The sequence below is a fragment of the Chryseolinea sp. T2 genome (assembly GCF_037203685.1).
Lineage (GTDB): Bacteria > Bacteroidota > Bacteroidia > Cytophagales > Cyclobacteriaceae > Chryseolinea.
In genome coordinates, this window is the sequence record NZ_JBBCAU010000007.1 from 120,615 (window position 1) to 137,152 (window position 16,538).

The 16,538-nt window shown below is 48.3% G+C and carries 17 protein-coding genes; 7 read left to right on the plus strand and 10 right to left on the minus strand.

All coding sequences use genetic code 11. The features are described from left to right. Positions 1 to 60: 60 nt before the first annotated feature. A complete protein-coding gene (locus tag WBG78_RS21655; protein WP_337328584.1) occupies positions 61 to 627 on the minus strand; it encodes a hypothetical protein in 567 nt (188 codons plus the stop codon). Positions 628 to 1,114: 487 nt separating this feature from the next. Here WBG78_RS21655 and WBG78_RS21660 point away from each other — a divergent pair, with 487 nt between their 5' ends. Together WBG78_RS21660 and WBG78_RS21665 are read left to right on the plus strand one after the other, a co-directional pair. After that, positions 1,115 to 1,489 (plus strand): hypothetical protein, encoded by a 375-nt coding sequence (locus tag WBG78_RS21660; protein WP_337328585.1) that lies wholly within the window; start codon positions 1,115 to 1,117, stop codon positions 1,487 to 1,489. Positions 1,490 to 1,585: 96 nt separating this feature from the next. After that, positions 1,586 to 2,659, plus strand: coding sequence for a ThuA domain-containing protein (locus WBG78_RS21665; protein WP_337328586.1), 1,074 nt, complete (start codon positions 1,586 to 1,588; stop codon positions 2,657 to 2,659). Between the two features lie 19 nt (positions 2,660 to 2,678). Here WBG78_RS21665 and WBG78_RS21670 read toward each other — a convergent pair whose 3' ends face one another. From WBG78_RS21670 to uxuA, 6 genes are all read right to left on the minus strand, one after another. Next, positions 2,679 to 3,761, minus strand: a complete 1,083-nt coding sequence (locus WBG78_RS21670; RefSeq protein WP_337328587.1) for a GNAT family N-acetyltransferase — start codon at positions 3,759 to 3,761, stop codon at positions 2,679 to 2,681. A gap of 104 nt (positions 3,762 to 3,865) precedes the next feature. Continuing rightward, complete coding sequence (locus WBG78_RS21675) at positions 3,866 to 5,119, minus strand: MFS transporter (RefSeq protein WP_337328588.1); 1,254 nt, start codon at positions 5,117 to 5,119, stop codon at positions 3,866 to 3,868. A 139-nt stretch (positions 5,120 to 5,258) separates the two neighbouring features. Then, positions 5,259 to 6,113: a sugar phosphate isomerase/epimerase family protein gene (locus WBG78_RS21680; protein WP_337328589.1), complete on the minus strand. Its 855-nt coding sequence runs from the start codon at positions 6,111 to 6,113 to the stop codon at positions 5,259 to 5,261. Positions 6,114 to 6,221: 108 nt separating this feature from the next. After that, on the minus strand, positions 6,222 to 6,605 hold the full coding sequence (locus tag WBG78_RS21685) for an SWIB/MDM2 domain-containing protein (RefSeq protein ID WP_337328590.1): 384 nt from the start codon (positions 6,603 to 6,605) through the stop codon (positions 6,222 to 6,224). Positions 6,606 to 6,837: 232 nt separating this feature from the next. Next, positions 6,838 to 7,719 carry a PIG-L deacetylase family protein gene (locus WBG78_RS21690; protein WP_337328591.1) on the minus strand — a complete coding sequence of 294 codons (882 nt, stop codon included), beginning with the start codon at positions 7,717 to 7,719 and terminating at the stop codon, positions 6,838 to 6,840. Between the two features lie 11 nt (positions 7,720 to 7,730). After that, positions 7,731 to 8,897 (minus strand): mannonate dehydratase, encoded by a 1,167-nt coding sequence (gene uxuA / locus WBG78_RS21695; protein ID WP_443092797.1) that lies wholly within the window; start codon positions 8,895 to 8,897, stop codon positions 7,731 to 7,733. A gap of 282 nt (positions 8,898 to 9,179) precedes the next feature. Between uxuA and WBG78_RS21700 the strand changes: the two genes are divergently transcribed. From WBG78_RS21700 to pgeF, 3 genes are read left to right on the plus strand one after another with little or no spacing between them, the layout of a single operon-like run. Continuing rightward, entirely contained in the window at positions 9,180 to 10,574 is a 1,395-nt protein-coding gene (locus WBG78_RS21700) for a Gfo/Idh/MocA family protein (protein WP_337328593.1), read from the plus strand. Positions 10,575 to 10,624: 50 nt separating this feature from the next. Beyond that, positions 10,625 to 12,013: a putative oxidoreductase C-terminal domain-containing protein gene (locus tag WBG78_RS21705; RefSeq protein WP_337328594.1), complete on the plus strand. Its 1,389-nt coding sequence runs from the start codon at positions 10,625 to 10,627 to the stop codon at positions 12,011 to 12,013. Then, positions 12,014 to 12,793, plus strand: coding sequence for a peptidoglycan editing factor PgeF (gene pgeF / locus WBG78_RS21710; protein WP_337328595.1), 780 nt, complete (start codon positions 12,014 to 12,016; stop codon positions 12,791 to 12,793). It begins immediately after the preceding gene. Positions 12,794 to 12,813: 20 nt separating this feature from the next. Here the strand turns inward: pgeF and WBG78_RS21715 are convergent, their stop codons facing one another. Together WBG78_RS21715 and WBG78_RS21720 are read right to left on the minus strand one after the other, a co-directional pair. Next, entirely contained in the window at positions 12,814 to 13,854 is a 1,041-nt protein-coding gene (locus tag WBG78_RS21715) for an aldo/keto reductase (protein WP_337328596.1), read from the minus strand. A 120-nt stretch (positions 13,855 to 13,974) separates the two neighbouring features. Continuing rightward, on the minus strand, positions 13,975 to 14,616 hold the full coding sequence (locus WBG78_RS21720) for an ankyrin repeat domain-containing protein (protein ID WP_337328597.1): 642 nt from the start codon (positions 14,614 to 14,616) through the stop codon (positions 13,975 to 13,977). Between the two features lie 72 nt (positions 14,617 to 14,688). Between WBG78_RS21720 and WBG78_RS21725 the strand changes: the two genes are divergently transcribed. Both WBG78_RS21725 and WBG78_RS21730 read left to right on the plus strand, forming a co-directional pair. Beyond that, a complete protein-coding gene (locus WBG78_RS21725; RefSeq protein ID WP_337328598.1) occupies positions 14,689 to 15,336 on the plus strand; it encodes a carbohydrate-binding family 9-like protein in 648 nt (215 codons plus the stop codon). Positions 15,337 to 15,472: 136 nt separating this feature from the next. Then, the gene (locus WBG78_RS21730; RefSeq protein ID WP_337328599.1) at positions 15,473 to 15,877 is read left to right on the plus strand and encodes a response regulator; all 405 of its coding nucleotides are present in this window, start codon (positions 15,473 to 15,475) and stop codon (positions 15,875 to 15,877) included. Between the two features lie 79 nt (positions 15,878 to 15,956). On the opposite strand, the gene WBG78_RS21735 is transcribed toward WBG78_RS21730, so the two are convergent. Then, positions 15,957 to 16,538 carry a chemotaxis protein CheB gene (locus tag WBG78_RS21735; protein WP_337328600.1) on the minus strand — a complete coding sequence of 194 codons (582 nt, stop codon included), beginning with the start codon at positions 16,536 to 16,538 and terminating at the stop codon, positions 15,957 to 15,959.

Genomic DNA, 16,538 nt, shown 5'->3' on the forward strand with positions numbered 1-16,538 from the left:
AAAAATTGTTCGCGAAAGCTGTGTTCATTTAGCTGGCTTTCACAACGACCTTCACTTACCTCACTTGTCAAACGTGGCAACGGTGGCGTTACCCGCAAAGTCTGTGGCCGTCACCTGAACTTTCGTTCCGGCGATTGCCGCATTCTCTGTTGTGGTCACGTAAGTCCACGCGTCTGCCAGGCCCTCACCCGCTTTTGCAGCGCCCGATTCTATCGCCACACCCTCAGCATTTAGAATCTCTACTGAAACAGCAGCCACTCTGAAGTCATCGGATGCATCGATCAGGATCGTTTGTCCTGTCGCGCCTGTGTAGCCTGTGAGATTCACTTCTGCAATCTCGGGTGCCTTGAGATAGTCACTAAGCGCTACCAGGAATGCGTTGTGTTTCTTTGCCGTTAGGCCCTGCGCATACAAGCTTTTAACCTCGGGTTTTGCATTCTGCCGTTTCGCATAACCCGCCGCCTTCTTAAAACTCTTCCTGACAACAAGTTGCTTTTCCGATACCTCGGTTGATGACGTTGGTCTTTTCGCCATCACCACCTTTCCACGAACGCGACGGTACACAACGACCCTCGCGAACTTTCCACTAGCCCCTTCGAGCAGTGGGTTTTCATTTACAATACTCATTTTATTTGAATTTTTGAATTTCGCATCAACACGACTATCGACAGACGTCATATCGCATAAGCCGCTGATGCTTGGAACAAACATGCAACATTCCGCCGGCACAGAGTTCAGGTTTGAAATGACTCGAAGCAACTTCGCGCAACTTTGATCAAATACGCACGATTCGTAACGGTCGTCTTTTCCGGCGCTTCCATAGGTCAATCGCAACATGAATCATAATTCACAGTCCCCAACTGATCCTCAATAAAGCCTCAATAAAAGGTCAATAAAACCTACACTTAATTTAAAAACGACCGGCTCAGGCTTAGCCGCAACGAACGGAATTCGACTTTGGAACGTTGCCTTCTAGGCCGTCACACGCAGGAAATCTATGACTTGCTGTAAAAGTTGGAAATGCTTGGCCACAACTGGTAACGATTGGAAAAGTGAGTTTGGGAAAAGTTGCAGGTTTGTCTCCATGCATTTAAAACCATCAACTGCACACGTCATGTCAAACTCAATTACACTTCCGGATAAAAATCCTGCACTTAACGATCAGCAGACAACATGTCACGAACCTGCACTTCCGAAGAGCGCAGCCCCTGAGGATCAGGGCCCAATGCCTTCCGACTATGAGCGGAATAAACAACCAGGTCCGCCGCATCCACAATTAATACGGTGGCCAAAGACCATCAAACCGATCCAACCGAGAAATTCGAAGCAGCTGGCCGAAGACCTGGGCATTAGTCTCAGGGTGCTTCGCCAGTACTACCAAGCGATTAAGGACAAAGTCGGCGAGCGCATCGGCCATATGTTCAGCAGAAAACAAGTTTTTATATTCTACGACCATTACGGCTTCCCGGATGGGTATTTTGAAAATTAATCTAATACCATGTCCGGAATATACCCTCCGTCGTCATAATGCGAAACTGAATTTCGTCGGTGTGCCCATCGATATTCATTGTGTTCAGTCTCTCCAATGAATATCTTTACTTTCATGCAAGCCCATCCACGAATCACTCTTTCCATATTTGCCTGTCTTTTGATACTGTCCTCTTGCAGGCAAGCACGCGAGAATGCGAATGAAAATCATAAGCTCAAAGCGCTTATCATAGACGGACAATCCAATCATGGCGTATGGCCGAAGACGACGGCCATGATGAAAGACTATCTCGAACAGACGGGACTATTCACCGTTGATGTTACCCGCACAGCTCTCACGTGGCAAGGCCCGCACAGCGATAACGATGTGACCCTGGGTAAAGACCGACGCGAAGGGCTCCTCCTGGCCTACCCAATAGCCGGACTCCCTCCTACCACCGTTGTTGAGAAGGCTCAACCTGATCCTGATTTCCATCCGGACTTTTCAAATTACGATGTAGTGATTTCGAACTTCGGATGGCAGGCCGCTCCGTGGCCGAAGGAAACACAAACCGCGCTGGAAATGTTTGTAAGCGGAGGCGGCGGACTGGTAGTTATTCATGCAGCGGATAACTCGTTCGGTGATTGGGAGCAGTTCAATAAGATGATTGGAATGGGTGCCTGGGGCGATCGCAACGAAAAGACAGGACCCTATGTTTACTATGACAAACAGGGTAATCTTGTACGCGACACCACGGCGGGGGCAGCAGGTTCGCACGGAAAACAATATCCTTTCCTGATTACCATGCGCGACACCGTGCATGCCATCACCAAAGGGATGCCAACGGAATGGCTACATGCGCAGGATGAACTCTACGACCGCCTTCGTGGCCCGGCGCAGAATATGGACATACTTGCAACAGCCTTCTCAGACGTCTTGGCCAACGATTCACCGTTTTCTGACTTTAAAGGGACGGACCGGAATGAACCCATGGCCATGACAATCGCCTATGGCAACGGACGCGTGTTTCATACACCGCTCGGTCATGCCGACTATTCATGGGAATGCGTTGGGCTCATAACACTCTTTCAACGCGCCTGCGAGTGGGCCGCCACAGGCAAAGTGACAACACCCATTCCATCAGACTTTCCAACAGCCGATAGCGTTCACACCAGAAAGTGGAATCATTGAGACGTGTATAGCTGTTGCGTTATCTCGTGCCCGTACGGGACATCAGCTGATGGCTCTCTGCTGTTATCAAACGGACAATATCATCCACTGTATCGGTAGAATACAAGGTATCCTCCGGCTTCAGTACGTAGGCGGAATAGATCGTATCCGACGTTGTCGCGGAATTTGTTTTCCATATCCCACGGCATTTTACGAGATGATAACGCTGATCGGATACATCGAAGATGACGCCCTGAACCAATGCCTCTCTCATTGAACCAGGATAAACCAGGAACAACGGAAAATCAAACAATCGCGCGCCCGCCAGATCGGGAATCAGGTTCGCATCGAAAAATTCATAACGCGTGAGACGCGCTAAGATGCCGATAGCCAGCAAACTGTCTTTAAGCTTTGACAGTTTCTGATGCATGACTTTAAGAGGCGTACGGTTCTCATGAAACAAAGCAATCGGCAACCATTGTTCATGTTCAAACTGAAGGTACTGTAGGGCGTTCTTGCCAATCGAGAGTTTGTAATCAAAAAAAGGATACCCGGGAACGAAGTAGCCAGGATAGAAGTACCGCATCCCCAACTCCTTGCAGTGATTCATCTTCAGATAGATGAGGTACTTGCCAAGACTGAATTTTTTATAGTCCGGATCATAGATGCTGGAGATGCCCATTCCTGCCTCTTTGCCCAGATCAAAGTATCCAACTGCTATTAACTTTTCGCCGTCATAAACATCCACTTCGAACGTATTATATACGGTAGCATTAGATTTACCGAACAACAGATGATGCAGTGATGCGGAAGCCTCGAAGGGTACACTTTTCTTATACTTGGCAAATAAGGATTCCTTCTCGTCGGTGATAGTTGCCCGCCGGATCTTTGTAGTGAACACGCTGTTGTTCTTGAAGAGCTTTGCCTGGGTTTTTCCCCCTTCAAATTCTGCCAGGTCTACCCGCAGCCAGACAGCGCTGTACAGGTTGTCCTTAAAACTCAGAAAGTTTGTTGTGAATATGGTTGGTCCCATACGAAACCATCCCCGCATCAGGTATGCGTCGAGCTCTGCAGGCGATAGACTTTCAGGATCATGAACCGAAGCAAACATCTGGTATCGCATGGCCACAGAAAAAATGGGGCACAAGCAAATTTAACAAGTTTGACCACGGATAACAACGGTGGCAGGTCGTATGGACAGCAATTCCAACGGTAAATTAAACCAATTCAACCGACGCGTTTAGCGGGCCGGATCGCAACCATGGTTATTATCGCGGAAATCAGAAGTGAACCCGACATAAAAATGTACGACAATCCAAATCCGCCGGTAGTCGCGTTAAAGACCCCTACCAGGTAGGCCCCTATAAAGGACCCTAATGCCCCAAAACTATTGATCAGTGCCATAGCGCCGCCTGAGACGTTCTGAGGCAGCACTTCTGGTATGATTGCGAAAAACGGACCGTAAGGAGCATACATAGCTGCGCCTGCAATGACCAGTAATACAAATGACGTCCAGAAACTATCGGCTCCGATCAGGTAGGAAACATAAAAGGCGATGGCTCCAATCAGGAGAAAGGGCCATACGAAAGCTTTTCTGTTAAGAGTCTTATCCGAATAGTATGAGGCAGTAAGCATCCCCACAATTGCGAACACGTAAGGGAGAGACGACAGCCATCCCGTTGTAACAATATCCATATTGGGAGCCGCCTTGATAATCGATGGAAGCCACATCACGAATCCGTATACGCCTATGCTCCAAAGCGCATACTGGAAACAAAGCATGATAACAATTGGAGACTTAAACGCCTCACCATAGTTGCGCATGGGTTTGATTCCCTGCTGTTCGCGCTCGAGCTGAGCTGCAAGCGCCTCCTTTTCAGCAGGCGTAAGCCACTTCGCTTCATTAGGCTTATCGTTAACGAGGATCCACCAGAATACTGCCCATATCACGGCTGGCAGGCCTTCCAGAATGAACATATTGCGCCAACCCACTGAGTGAATCAGGTATCCGGATAAGATCGACATCCAAAGGATTGTAGCGGGGTTTCCGAGGATAAGAAACGTGTTCGCCCTTGAACGCTCGGTCTTTGTAAACCAGCGGCTCAAAAGAATAAGCATGGCGGGCATCACAGCACTCTCTACAACACCAAGCATGAAACGGATCACGATAAGGACATTGACGTCGTTCACCATGCCTGTGGCCATGGCAAGGATACCCCACAAAATGAGTGACCAGAAAATCAATCTCTTTGCACTCCTGTTAGCTGCATAAAGCGCGCCGGGTATCTGAAAAAAGAAATACCCCAGAAAGAACAACGATCCAAGCAACGACGAGACCTCTGGCGTAATGTTCAGATCTGCCGACATCCCTCCAGCCGTACCAAAACCGAAGTTTGCCCGATCTAGATAAGCCAGGCTGTAGGTGATGAACGCAACTGGTATCAGCCGGTACCACCTTGATTGTGCAATAGTGTTGTCCATTTTTAAATTTCCAACGTGCTTCAGGGGTAACGTTGGGTCTGCCGCTATATTAGTACTTAAACGTTACTGCCACAACCGCGTATGTGATGACAGGCAATTGTGTGCATGTGCGCATAGAATCATCTGCCTGAGTATGCAACTACTGGCCTGAGTATGCAACCTTCAATTGCCTGAGCAGTTCTTCTCTTCCTTGTTTCACTTCCGCCTCCATATCCTTCCATCGGCACTCCAGCACGATTACCTTGTGGTATCCTACTTTGTTTAATGCTTTCAGATAGGGAACGAAATCCTGTCCATGAACACCCGGAGCAGTTCTTCCGTCGCGCTCGGCGATGTCGCAGTGCACAAGGTAGCTCCGGGTACTTTCGATTACCTGCGGCGGTTCATTCTCCATCAGCATATGATAGATATCAACACACAGACGAAAGTTCGGGTGGTTGACATCCTTAACCACCTGCAGAGCGTCCGCTGCAGTATTGATAAAATTCGTCTCGGTAGAATTCAGATTTTCAAGTGCAAGGCGAATCCCATATTCTTTTGCCACTACAGCAACCTTCTTAGCAATGGAGACAAACTGTTGCCTCGCTTTGCGAACATCGTAGCCATCAGGTACACGACGCGCACCGCCACTGCCCCAGATAATGAGATCGATATTTGCCTTCTTACATCTGGCAAACACGCCTTTGGCATATTTAAGTATTGCCTCTTCATTCACATCAGGACCTACGAGCTTCATGTCGCCGGGCATGAAAATATTGAGCGCATAGATTTTCGTCTTCAACCCGGCGAACGTCTTCAGGTTTTGCTCAAACGTGGCGTCGTCGACCGAGAGCGGTGAGAAGTATTTCACAACATTTTCCACAATGTATTTGTATCCCGAGGCATACACCATGCTATCGCGGGTGTTATCCATCACAATACCAAGTTCAGGAAGCTGGCCATACAGGGAGGCGGACAACATTAAACACACCGAAAGCATTTGCAGTTTCTTCATAATGGAAATTTGCAGAATCTTCCCAGTGATTAAAAACCGTTAGTGGATAAAAAAAAGACGCAGGCCATGCAATGCAGGCCTGCGTCCAGAAGATGATTACCGAGGTAATTACTTTACGTGCTTGCTAACCACTTTGGCCAGTTCAAACATCGATACCTGGTTCTTGCCGTCGAATATCGGCTTCAGTTTTTCGTCAGCGTTGATCATACGTCTGTTCTTGCTGTCCTGAAGGCCATTCTTCTTGATATAATCCCATATCTTCTTAATGACTTCAGTGCGAGGCAATGCCTTGCTACCTACTACCTCAGACAACAAAGCGCTGGGCTGGAGGGCTGCCATGAACGCTGCATTAGGTTTTCTCTTCTTAGCAGCCTTCTTAGGAGCTGCCTTCTTTGCGACCTTCTTAGCAGCTTTCTTTACGACTTTCTTGGCTGCCTTCTTGGCCGGTTTTTTAGCTGCTTTCTTCGCAGCCTTTTTCGCTTTCTTTGCCATAGCGTTTTTTGAATTTAGGATTTAGTGAAATTGTTTATTGATTATTGCCACAACTCGTGTGGATCCATTGAGAGTAAGTACGATGTCGATGATTTCCCTCGTGAAATGTGTACTTAAAGATAAAACCATTCGCTCGTTTCGCTGGAGTATTGATCGCCAAAAATAGAATGCTTAAACAAATTATCCTAATGTACACGAGAGAGTTCCCCTCTGAACTCCCTCTGAAACGTCATCATTTTGCCACGATCATCGGAAACAATCGCCGTATGTCCGCCTCTGAAGGTTGAGTTCCGTACTCACATATCTCAAATGCTTCGGCGTGTTTTACCTGCGCCGCGTATGCCTTTCCATACCATTTCTCGAGGGAAGAACGCACTTCTGGCGTTATCCGCACCGTTCTGTTACCCATTAACCATTGCTCACGCTTCGATACATCCTGGGGAACTTCCGAGAGAAAACCACCAATCCAGGGCAGCCATTCATACACTTGAGAAACATGCGCATCGAGCGCATGAATTTTTTGTGGAAATACTTCCGATATATCTACTGCTACGTCGGGACGGAAGGGATTTGGTCTCTGAAAGAAGTCCTGAAAGTATAGAAACACGGGGTTCTTCTTAAGGGGCGGAGTATCGGATGCCACATTTGGAACGGCAACCATATAAGCTGCATCCTGTACCAAAACGCCAGTGTAACGGTGATCAGGATGATAGTCATTTGGCCTGGGAGCAATCACGATGTCTGCATTCCACTCCCTTATCTTGCGAATAACCTGAAGACGCACATCAAGCGTAGGAAGTAATTCTCCGTCGTGATTACCCAAAACTTCATAGGTAACACCAAATCTTTTTCCTGCCTCTTTCGCCTCTGCCAGTCGGCGCGCTGCTAATACTCCACCTCCCTGTGACTGATGACCAGCGTCACCGTTGGTTACTGCAACGAACTTAACAGCGTATCCCATTTTGGCAAAGAGAATAGCCGTTCCTCCTCCATCCTGATCACAATCGTCAGGGTGGGCGCCGAGCATAATTACTCTCAATGGTGTATTCGACTGGCTGATTGCCGGGGAGAAAGCGGCCGTTAAGAGAACGAGAACACTTACAATTATCTTCATACCGTTTAGTTTTATTTCAATTGTTTCATAGATCCGATTCCCACTTCCAGTCCACGCAGTTCTGCCAGACCCCGAAGTCTTCCTATTGCTGAGTACCCTGGATAAGTAGTTTTCGAAAGATCGTCAAGCATCTGATGCCCGTGGTCGGGACGCATTGGAATTGCCCTCCCCGTTCTTTGCATGAGTGCAACCACCTCTCTTACCACTGAGGGCATATCCGCATTTCCCTCGAGGTGATTTGCCTCATAGAAGTTACCTTCAGGATCACGCTGAGTGCTTCTCAAGTGCAGGAAATGTATGTGGTCTCCAAGACGGACAACCATTTCTGAAAGATGGTTGTCGGCACGCGCTCCATACGAGCCGGTACAAAAGCACAATCCATTTGCAGGAGATGGGCATGCATTGATAACTCCCCAGGCATCTGCTTCGGTGCTTACAATCCGGGGGAGACCGAGTATCGGATACGGAGGATCATCGGGGTGAATGGCCATCTTAACTCCATTCTCCTCTGCAACGGGCACTACCTCCCGGAGAAAATAGAAAAGATGCTCTTTCAGCTTCGAAGCATCAATGCCCGAATACAACTTCAGCGCGGAAAGAATCTCCGCCGGTGTAAAGGGCACATCGCTCCCAGGCAATCCCAACAAGCAGTTCTTGAACAACTTTGCTTTTTCCGCATCCGTCATTCCCGCAAAACGCTTTTGCGCGCGCTGAATCTCCTCCGGCGCATAATCTTTTTCAGCCCCTGGCCTCTGAAGTAGAAACATATCAAAGGCAATGAAAGCAGCGCGTTCGAAATAAAGTGCCTTGCTTCCGTCTTCCATAGGATAAGAGATATCTGTTCTCATCCAGTCCAGGATCGGCATGAAGTTGTAGGTCACGACCTTAAGACCGCATGAGGCAACATTGCGAAGACTGATCTTATAATTTTCAATCCATTCAAGATATCTGCCAGTCTGCCTCTTGATATCTTCGTGCACGGGCAGACTTTCAATTACTGTCCAGTCCATGCCAGCATCTTCTATCAGCTTGCGGCGTTTGTTAATTTCCTCTACTGTCCACACTTCTCCGACGGGAATGTGATGGAGCGCCGTCACGACGCCAGTACATCCTGATTGCCTGATGTCGCTCAGACTAACAGCATCATGGGGGCCATACCAGCGCATTGTTTGTTGCATTCGAATCATAGTCACAAAGAAATTTTTATTCAGGTATAAGCAATCAAATGGTTCTTGCCTGATGGTCCGGTAAGTTTGACGAGTCAGGGGTGATCCGCATTTGCATTGCCGTGTTATATTAGCGAATATGCTGATACCGTCGTGAAAGAATCCATTTATTTGTCGGATAAAATGCTTTAATTTCAATCTCTGGTTCGCTTCCATGACTATTGGTTGATCAATGGCATCGAAGCGAATTTCAGTTCTTCATTTTGAATGCGACCAGAACCTATCCTTTGAGTTATGAGTGAATCCAAAAAACATTTGAATCGCCGGCAGTTCATCAGCAAGTCGGCAAAGACCGCTGCTGCTGTCGCCGCAGTAACCGGCTTCCCAACGATAGTACCTTCGAGTGTATTCGGCAAACATGCTCCAAGCAATCGCATCAATGTAGGAGCCATTGGGGCAGGCCGCATTTCACGATCACATGACCTGCCCGGTGTATGGAAGTTTGATACAGCTCAGATCATGGCCGTTTGCGACCTGGATCAAAAACGCGCCGCCGAGGGAAAGGTGCTGATCAATGAGTTCTATACAAAGAAAAACGGCAAGCCTTTCGATGGCGTAAGCGTTTATCACGACTACAGGGAATTGCTCGCCAACAAAGACGTGGATGCCGTTCTCATCAGTACACCAGATCACTGGCATGCCCGCATTGCTGTCGATGCTGTCAAAGCGAAGAAAGATATCTATATGCAGAAGCCTGCGTCCCTCACGATCTCTGAAGGCAGAGCGATGAGCGATGCCATTCGCAAGAGCAAGCAGGTGTTTCAGATCGGAAGTCAGCAGCGTTCGAGTCCGCAGTTCCGATATGCTGCCGAACTGGTTCGCAACGGACGCATTGGTGATTTGAAAACTGTTTATGTCGGATTGCCTGGTGATCCCTCGGGAGATGAAGAGCCTGAAATGCCAATACCGGCAAACCTGAACTACGACATGTGGTTAGGATCGACTCCCGAAGTTTACTACACTGAAAAGCGAGTCCATCCTCAAAAGGATTATGACCGACCAGGATGGCTGCGATGCGAACAGTTTGGCGCCGGCATGATTACTGGATGGGGATCGCACCACATTGACTGCGCTCACTGGGGAATGGGTACTGAATTAACTGGTCCCGTTGAAATCTGGGGACATGCCGACTTTCCAAAATCAGGGCTGTGGGATGTTCACGGGATCTTTCGTACCGAGGCACTTTATGCCAACGGAGTGCATATGGTGGTGAGCAACGAGCTTCCCAATGGAATAAAATTCGAAGGTACAAAGGGATGGATTTTTGTAACCCGCGGAAACTACCAGGCTACGGCAAGTGATCCTGTTCCGAACGCCGATGGTGTCAAGCCTCTCGAGGCAAGCGACTCGGCAATCATCAAATCCGTTATCGGACCGAACGAAATCCATTTGTACGAAAGCAGTGATCACCACGGAAACTGGCTCGAATGCATCAAGAGTAGAAAAGAGACCATCGCTCCAGTTGAAGTTGCTCATCGCTCCTGCAGCACCTGTCTGCTTCACCATATCGTAATGAAACTCGATCGCAAGTTGTATTGGGATCCCTCGATCGAGAAATTCAAGAATGACGAGGAGGCCAACAAAATGTTATCAAGGCCACAACGTTCGCCATATGCGTTGAAAACCTGATTCGGTATCTGGCATCAATCAAACATCAACCTGAACTAGTATCTTAGACTATGTCTATTTGTAGACCAGCAACCACTTTGTTTGTAGGCGCAGCTTCGCTCGTCTTTTCAACCTGTAAACCGAAAACCGAAGAGCACGCCGTGACTTCCAAACCAGTACAGATCATTACAGTAGATCCGGGACATTTTCATGCAGCGCTTGTTCAAAAGTCGATGTATGGAGATGTCGACAGCACTGTGCATGTATACGCTCCTGCTGGTCCCGATGTCGACATGCACCTTACGCGTATCGACAACTTTAACAAGCGGGCCGACCAGCCCACCCGTTGGAACGAAGTCGTCTATACGGGCGCCGACTTCTTCGATAAAGCAATCAGTGAAAAGAAGGGCAACGTAATAGTGCTCGCCGGCAACAACGAAAAGAAGACCGAGTACATAGCGAGATCAATCGACGCAGGATTCAATGTTTTAGGCGACAAGCCAATGGCCATTGATGCCAAAGGATTTGACCTTTTGAAAACCGCCTTTACACAGGCTGCATCGAAGAACCTTCTGTTATATGATGTTATGACAGAGCGCTATGAAATCACGACCATTCTTCAAAAGGAGCTTTCACAACTCCCTGAGGTATTTGGTACACTCGAACCTGGCACGCCCGATAATCCTTCAGTAACCAAGGAAAGCGTTCACCATTTCTTCAAATATGTATCGGGAAGCATCCTTACCCGTCCACCCTGGTTCATGGATGTAAAGCAGGAAGGCGAAGGGATCGTTGACGTTACTACCCATCTGGTTGACCTCGTACAATGGGAATGCTTCCCGGAACAAAGTATCGACTATACGAAGGACATTGAGATCGGGAAATCCAAAAGAACAAAGACTAAAATGACTTTGTCACAGTTCAAGGCGATCACCAAACTTGAAGCCTTTCCTGAATATTTGAAGCCAGATGTGAAGTCCGATACTATTCTTGAAGTGTACAGTAACGGTGAAATAAACTACAAAATAAAGGACGTACACGCACGGGTATCGGTGATCTGGAATTACGCGGCTCCTGAAGGTGCCGGGGATACCCATTATTCCATTATGCGTGGTACAAAAGCCAACCTTGTTATTCGCCAGGGAAAGGAAGAGCAATTCAAACCAACGCTGTACATCGAGCCATTAAAGGCCGATCAATTTGAGGCCGTGCTGACTGAACAATTCAAAAAAATCCAGGAAAAGCATGCCGGAGTAGAACTGAAAAAGAACGCAAAGGGATGGGAAGTTGTTATCCCCGAACAGTACAAGGAAGGGCATGAGGCACACTTTGCGAGGGTGATGGAGAAGTTTCTCGAATACCTGAAGGATCGGAATATGCCGGCGTGGGAAGTTCCCAACATGCTTGCCAAGTACTATACAACCACGAAAGCATTAGAGGTAGCAGTTAAGGAACCGTAGATGAAGAATGTGATTCGAAACGGATTGTCGCTATGGGAGTTTGATTCCCTTTCGGCGCAACCGGGAATAAGGCACTTTGTAACAGATCGAAATACAAATCCGGAAGGCGAGCCGTTCACGCTAAGCTATTCCAGTACACCCGATCGTGAACTGGTGGTAAACAACCGTCGCCTGCTCGCAAGCGCCATGCTTGTTGACGAACGGGCCCTTTACCTGCCATCACAGGTGCATAAGACGCGCATTGTTCACGTTACGCCTTCAACAACGAAGGAAGAACTTCAGGAAACAGATGCGTTGATCACCTCTCATCCGGGGGTTTGCATTGCTGTGATGTCGGCGGATTGCGTTCCCATCGTATTATATGATTCAAAAAACAACGTCATAGCAGCTGTACATTCGGGCTGGCGCGGGACTGTAGCTCGTATTCTTGAGAAAACGCTTAATGAACTGAGCGACCGCTATGGCACAGAGGGAAAGCATGTATTCGCAGGCATTGGACCTTCCGTAAGCCAGGAGTCATACGAGGTCGGCGAAGAAGTGATCACCGCAGTGAAAGCTGCTTTCGATTCGCATAGCGAGCTCCTCGTGCACACCATTCATCAGAAGGCGAAGCTGGACCTCTGGAACGCTAATCGTCACCAGCTATTGGAATTCGGCGTGCCTGAAGAACAAATTGAAATCTCCAACCTCTGCACAGTGATACACAACCATGCGTTCTTTTCCGCACGTAAAGGCGATGCGGGCCGGTTCGCAGCAGGCATAGTGCTGGCGAACCGATAGCCGCATCGTTAGCTGTTATTTTAGTCTTTGTAAAGTTTCGGTGCCGAGTTTAGCCCGTATTGCTGACGCTGATGCCAGTATGGATAAACGGGAGGCACTTCGCTTGCGGCATCCAGACGTTTAACCTGATCTGTTGTCAGATTCCAGCCAGTAGCCCCCAGGTTATCCTGGAGTTGTTCCTCATTGCGGGCGCCGATGATTATGCTCACTACCGTCGGGCGCTGGAGCAGCCAGTTAAGTGCCACCTGGGCAATGGTCTTTCCAGTTTCTTTGGATACTTCATCGAGCACATCAACTATGCGGTAGAGCAGATCATCAGATACGACAAAACCAGGAACAGGACTTCCCCCCTGTGCAACGCGTGCATCCGGCTGAGGCTTACCGCGACGGTACTTTCCGCTTAACAGGCCCGAAGCTAGCGGACTCCATACCAAAGTCCCCACACCTTGATCGATGCCTAATGGCATAAGCTCCCACTCGAAATCACGATTCACCAATGAATAGTATGCCTGGTGTCCCACATATTTTGCCCAGCCATACCGTTCGGAGGTACTGAGCGACTTCATCAAATGCCAGCCCGAAAAGTTGCTGCATGCGATATAGCGTACCTTCCCGCTTTCAACGAGGTTATTCAAGGCACTGAGCAGCTCGTAAACTGGAGTGTTCGCATCGAATCCGTGCATGTGATAAATGTCGATGGTGTCAACACCCAGTCGGCTCAGACTCTGCTCGCATGAACGAATGATGTTAAATCGCGACGACCCATAATCGTTGATTTCGTCGGTCATTCTGAACGTACATTTCGTCGATATCAGCAATTTTTCCCGCTTGCCCTTGATGGCTTTACCTAGTATTTCTTCCGACAATCCTTTCGAATAAGTATTGGCAGTATCAAATAGATTTACGCCCGAGTCAAGGCAAACATCTATGAGACGGCTTGCCTCATTAACCTGCGTTGATCCCCACGCCTTAAAGAAATTTCCGGCACCTCCAAAGGTTGCCGTGCCAAAACTCAATACGGGTACGCGTAAACCCGAAGCTCCCAGTTGTCTGTATTCCATAACTATTGATTGTATTGAAGTCCGTTTATGTTCAAGAACAAGTTCTGCGACCTGAAATCGGGAAGTCCATCCGAAACCAGTACATCACCATTCGACAAACAAATTTCCCGTGTCTGTCCGTTACGACAGCAACGCTCGCATTTCCGCGTCCGTGTCGTCCAGGAGTTCAAGAACATGTACTCCTTCTTTGTTTCGGGTGTCAACGTGAGCGCCTGCCTCGATCAGCAATTTTACACATTGATACTGATGGTGCTGATTTCGTAGTCCGCCCTTTTTGCATCCATGAACTGCCCAGAAAAGTGGTGTCGATTCGAAATCAGTGCATCGGGTGTTCACCAGCGAACCCGCCCAGATTAATTTCGCTACCAATTTATCTCTTCCGCACCAGGCAGCCCAATGCAAAGCCGTTCCTCCGTGACAGCCACAATGAGTTACAGAAGCGCCGATGTCGACGTAATACATTCCCGTTTGATCAGCTGAAAGACTTGCAGCCGCTGTAAGGGGTGAATCCTGATTCCTGCGCAGGTCTACACCATTCACATTGGCACCCGCTGCCACAAAGACCTGCGCCATCTGCCATGCACTTGCGTCAGTATAAACGCCTTCAAATACGCCATCGCAGAGGCGATGCAACGGATGGGCCACTGCTTCGTTTCGGTCTTTCAGACCGATGCCCTTATTAGCCAGCTCAGGATGACGGGCCAGCAGCAGCCTCAACGACCCGATATCCACCCGTTCGATTAATGTTCTGATGTCCGACATATCAACCGATGTTGAAGCCAATATAGGTCATATTCGAAAAAATCCTATTTTGCCTGAAGTTTACCTCCGCCTATGCCCTCAACAACATACCTGGTGCGTAGAACACCCGGTGACTTTGATATCTCGGGTGACGGATCATCACCGGGGTGGCAACAATCAACATGGCTCACTGACTTCAGTTATCCGTGGGAAGACGACAATCCTTCACGAACTTCATTCAAAGCTTTGCATGGAGACTTGTGGATCTATTTCCTCTTCGATGTCGATGATACTAACGTTCATGTCGACATTAAAACTAACGACAAGCTTGAAGTGATCGACAGCTCCCGAGTTGAGATCTTCTTCCGCATCAACGAACAGCTAAATCCCTACTATTGTCTGGAGCTCGATGCCGCCGGAAGAATCCTTGACTACCAGGGACATTTTCACCGGAAATTCGATTTCACCTGGAACTGGCCGGCAGGCGAATTGGTTGTAAAGGCGACCAAAAGAGAGGGCGGATATATGGTTGAAACTGCAGTGTCAAAAAGTTCTTTGAGAACATTAGGACTTCTTTCACCTGATGAGCAATTTCTGCAGGCGGGCCTGTACCGTGCTCAGTGTACCCGTGCCGTTGCTGCCCGGGAACATATGCGGTGGATCAGCTGGATAAAGCCGGAAAGCAAAACACCGGATTTTCACATCCCCTCGTCTTTCGGTTCACTCCAGCTGTTGGATTGACCCCGCTAACTCCTTTATAAAATATCATTGCATAACCGAACTTGCAGGCTTCTGAAAAATTTTGCAAAATCACATTTGAAGACCCTAAGTACCCTTGCCAAAGAGCAAATGACCAGTCTTCGAAGCTATTTCCTCTATGAGTAAAACGCAGGTGTCGGTAGCCGTAATTGACGACGATCAGGACGATCTCGAAATAATGGAGCAGGTGATCACAGGTCTTGATCACGAGATAAAGTGTTCACTGTTCATGTACCCACAGGAGGCAGTCGACAAGTTGGTTGACGCCGCAAAACGTCAACTGCCGGACTATATATTCATTGACATCAACATGCCGGGGCTCTCCGGCGACAAATGCCTTCAGATCTTCCGCGCAAACTCTGCGTTCGACGACGTTCGGATCATTATGTATTCGACTTCTATGCCCGGAAAAACGGCTCAGCAATTACGATCGGCAGGCGCAGACTTCGTTTTCGAAAAACCCGTTCGAATCCAAGACTACTCAGAAATAATCGGAACCATTGTAAGGCAGTCCCTGAGTTAATCCCCATTCTTGTATTCGGCAAATTGTATTGCCGGTAGTACTCAGAACAAAGATCAGGCGGTCGTTATTCGGTTACCCCCTACCTCGACACGTTCAATATGCTCATCAAGGCATTCAGATTGTTTTGATTCAGTAGCATATCAACCGATACCTGGTCAACTGCCTGTTGCGGCATCACCGGAAATTCCGAGTCCGAGGGATCCTGAACAACGATGAAAGCACCCTTTTCTTTTGCAGTCACCAACCCGGCAACTCCATCCGCATTGGCACCTGACAGCAGCACGCAAATCAATCTTTCGCCAACTATCTCCGCGGCACTCTCGAATGTAACATCTATGCTGGGCCGACTGAAGTTTACTTTTTCGGAATCATCGAGCGAAAGTGTACGGTCCTTCTCGATCAGGACGTGGTAATCCGGTGGGGCGATGAAAATGTATCCCGGCTTAAGGTCGTCTTTGTCATCCACTTCCTTTACTTCGAAATCACTTTTCGCAGCCAGCAGCGACACCAAAACATCATCTTCACTTGGCTTCCTGTGCAGCACCACGATGATACTGAGTCCTGAAGTAGATCTGATTGCTGAGGTGATCTCCATTACCGTCTGAAGCGCACCAGCAGATCCACCAATCACCAGCAGCTCATATCTTCTTTCGTGTTCCAT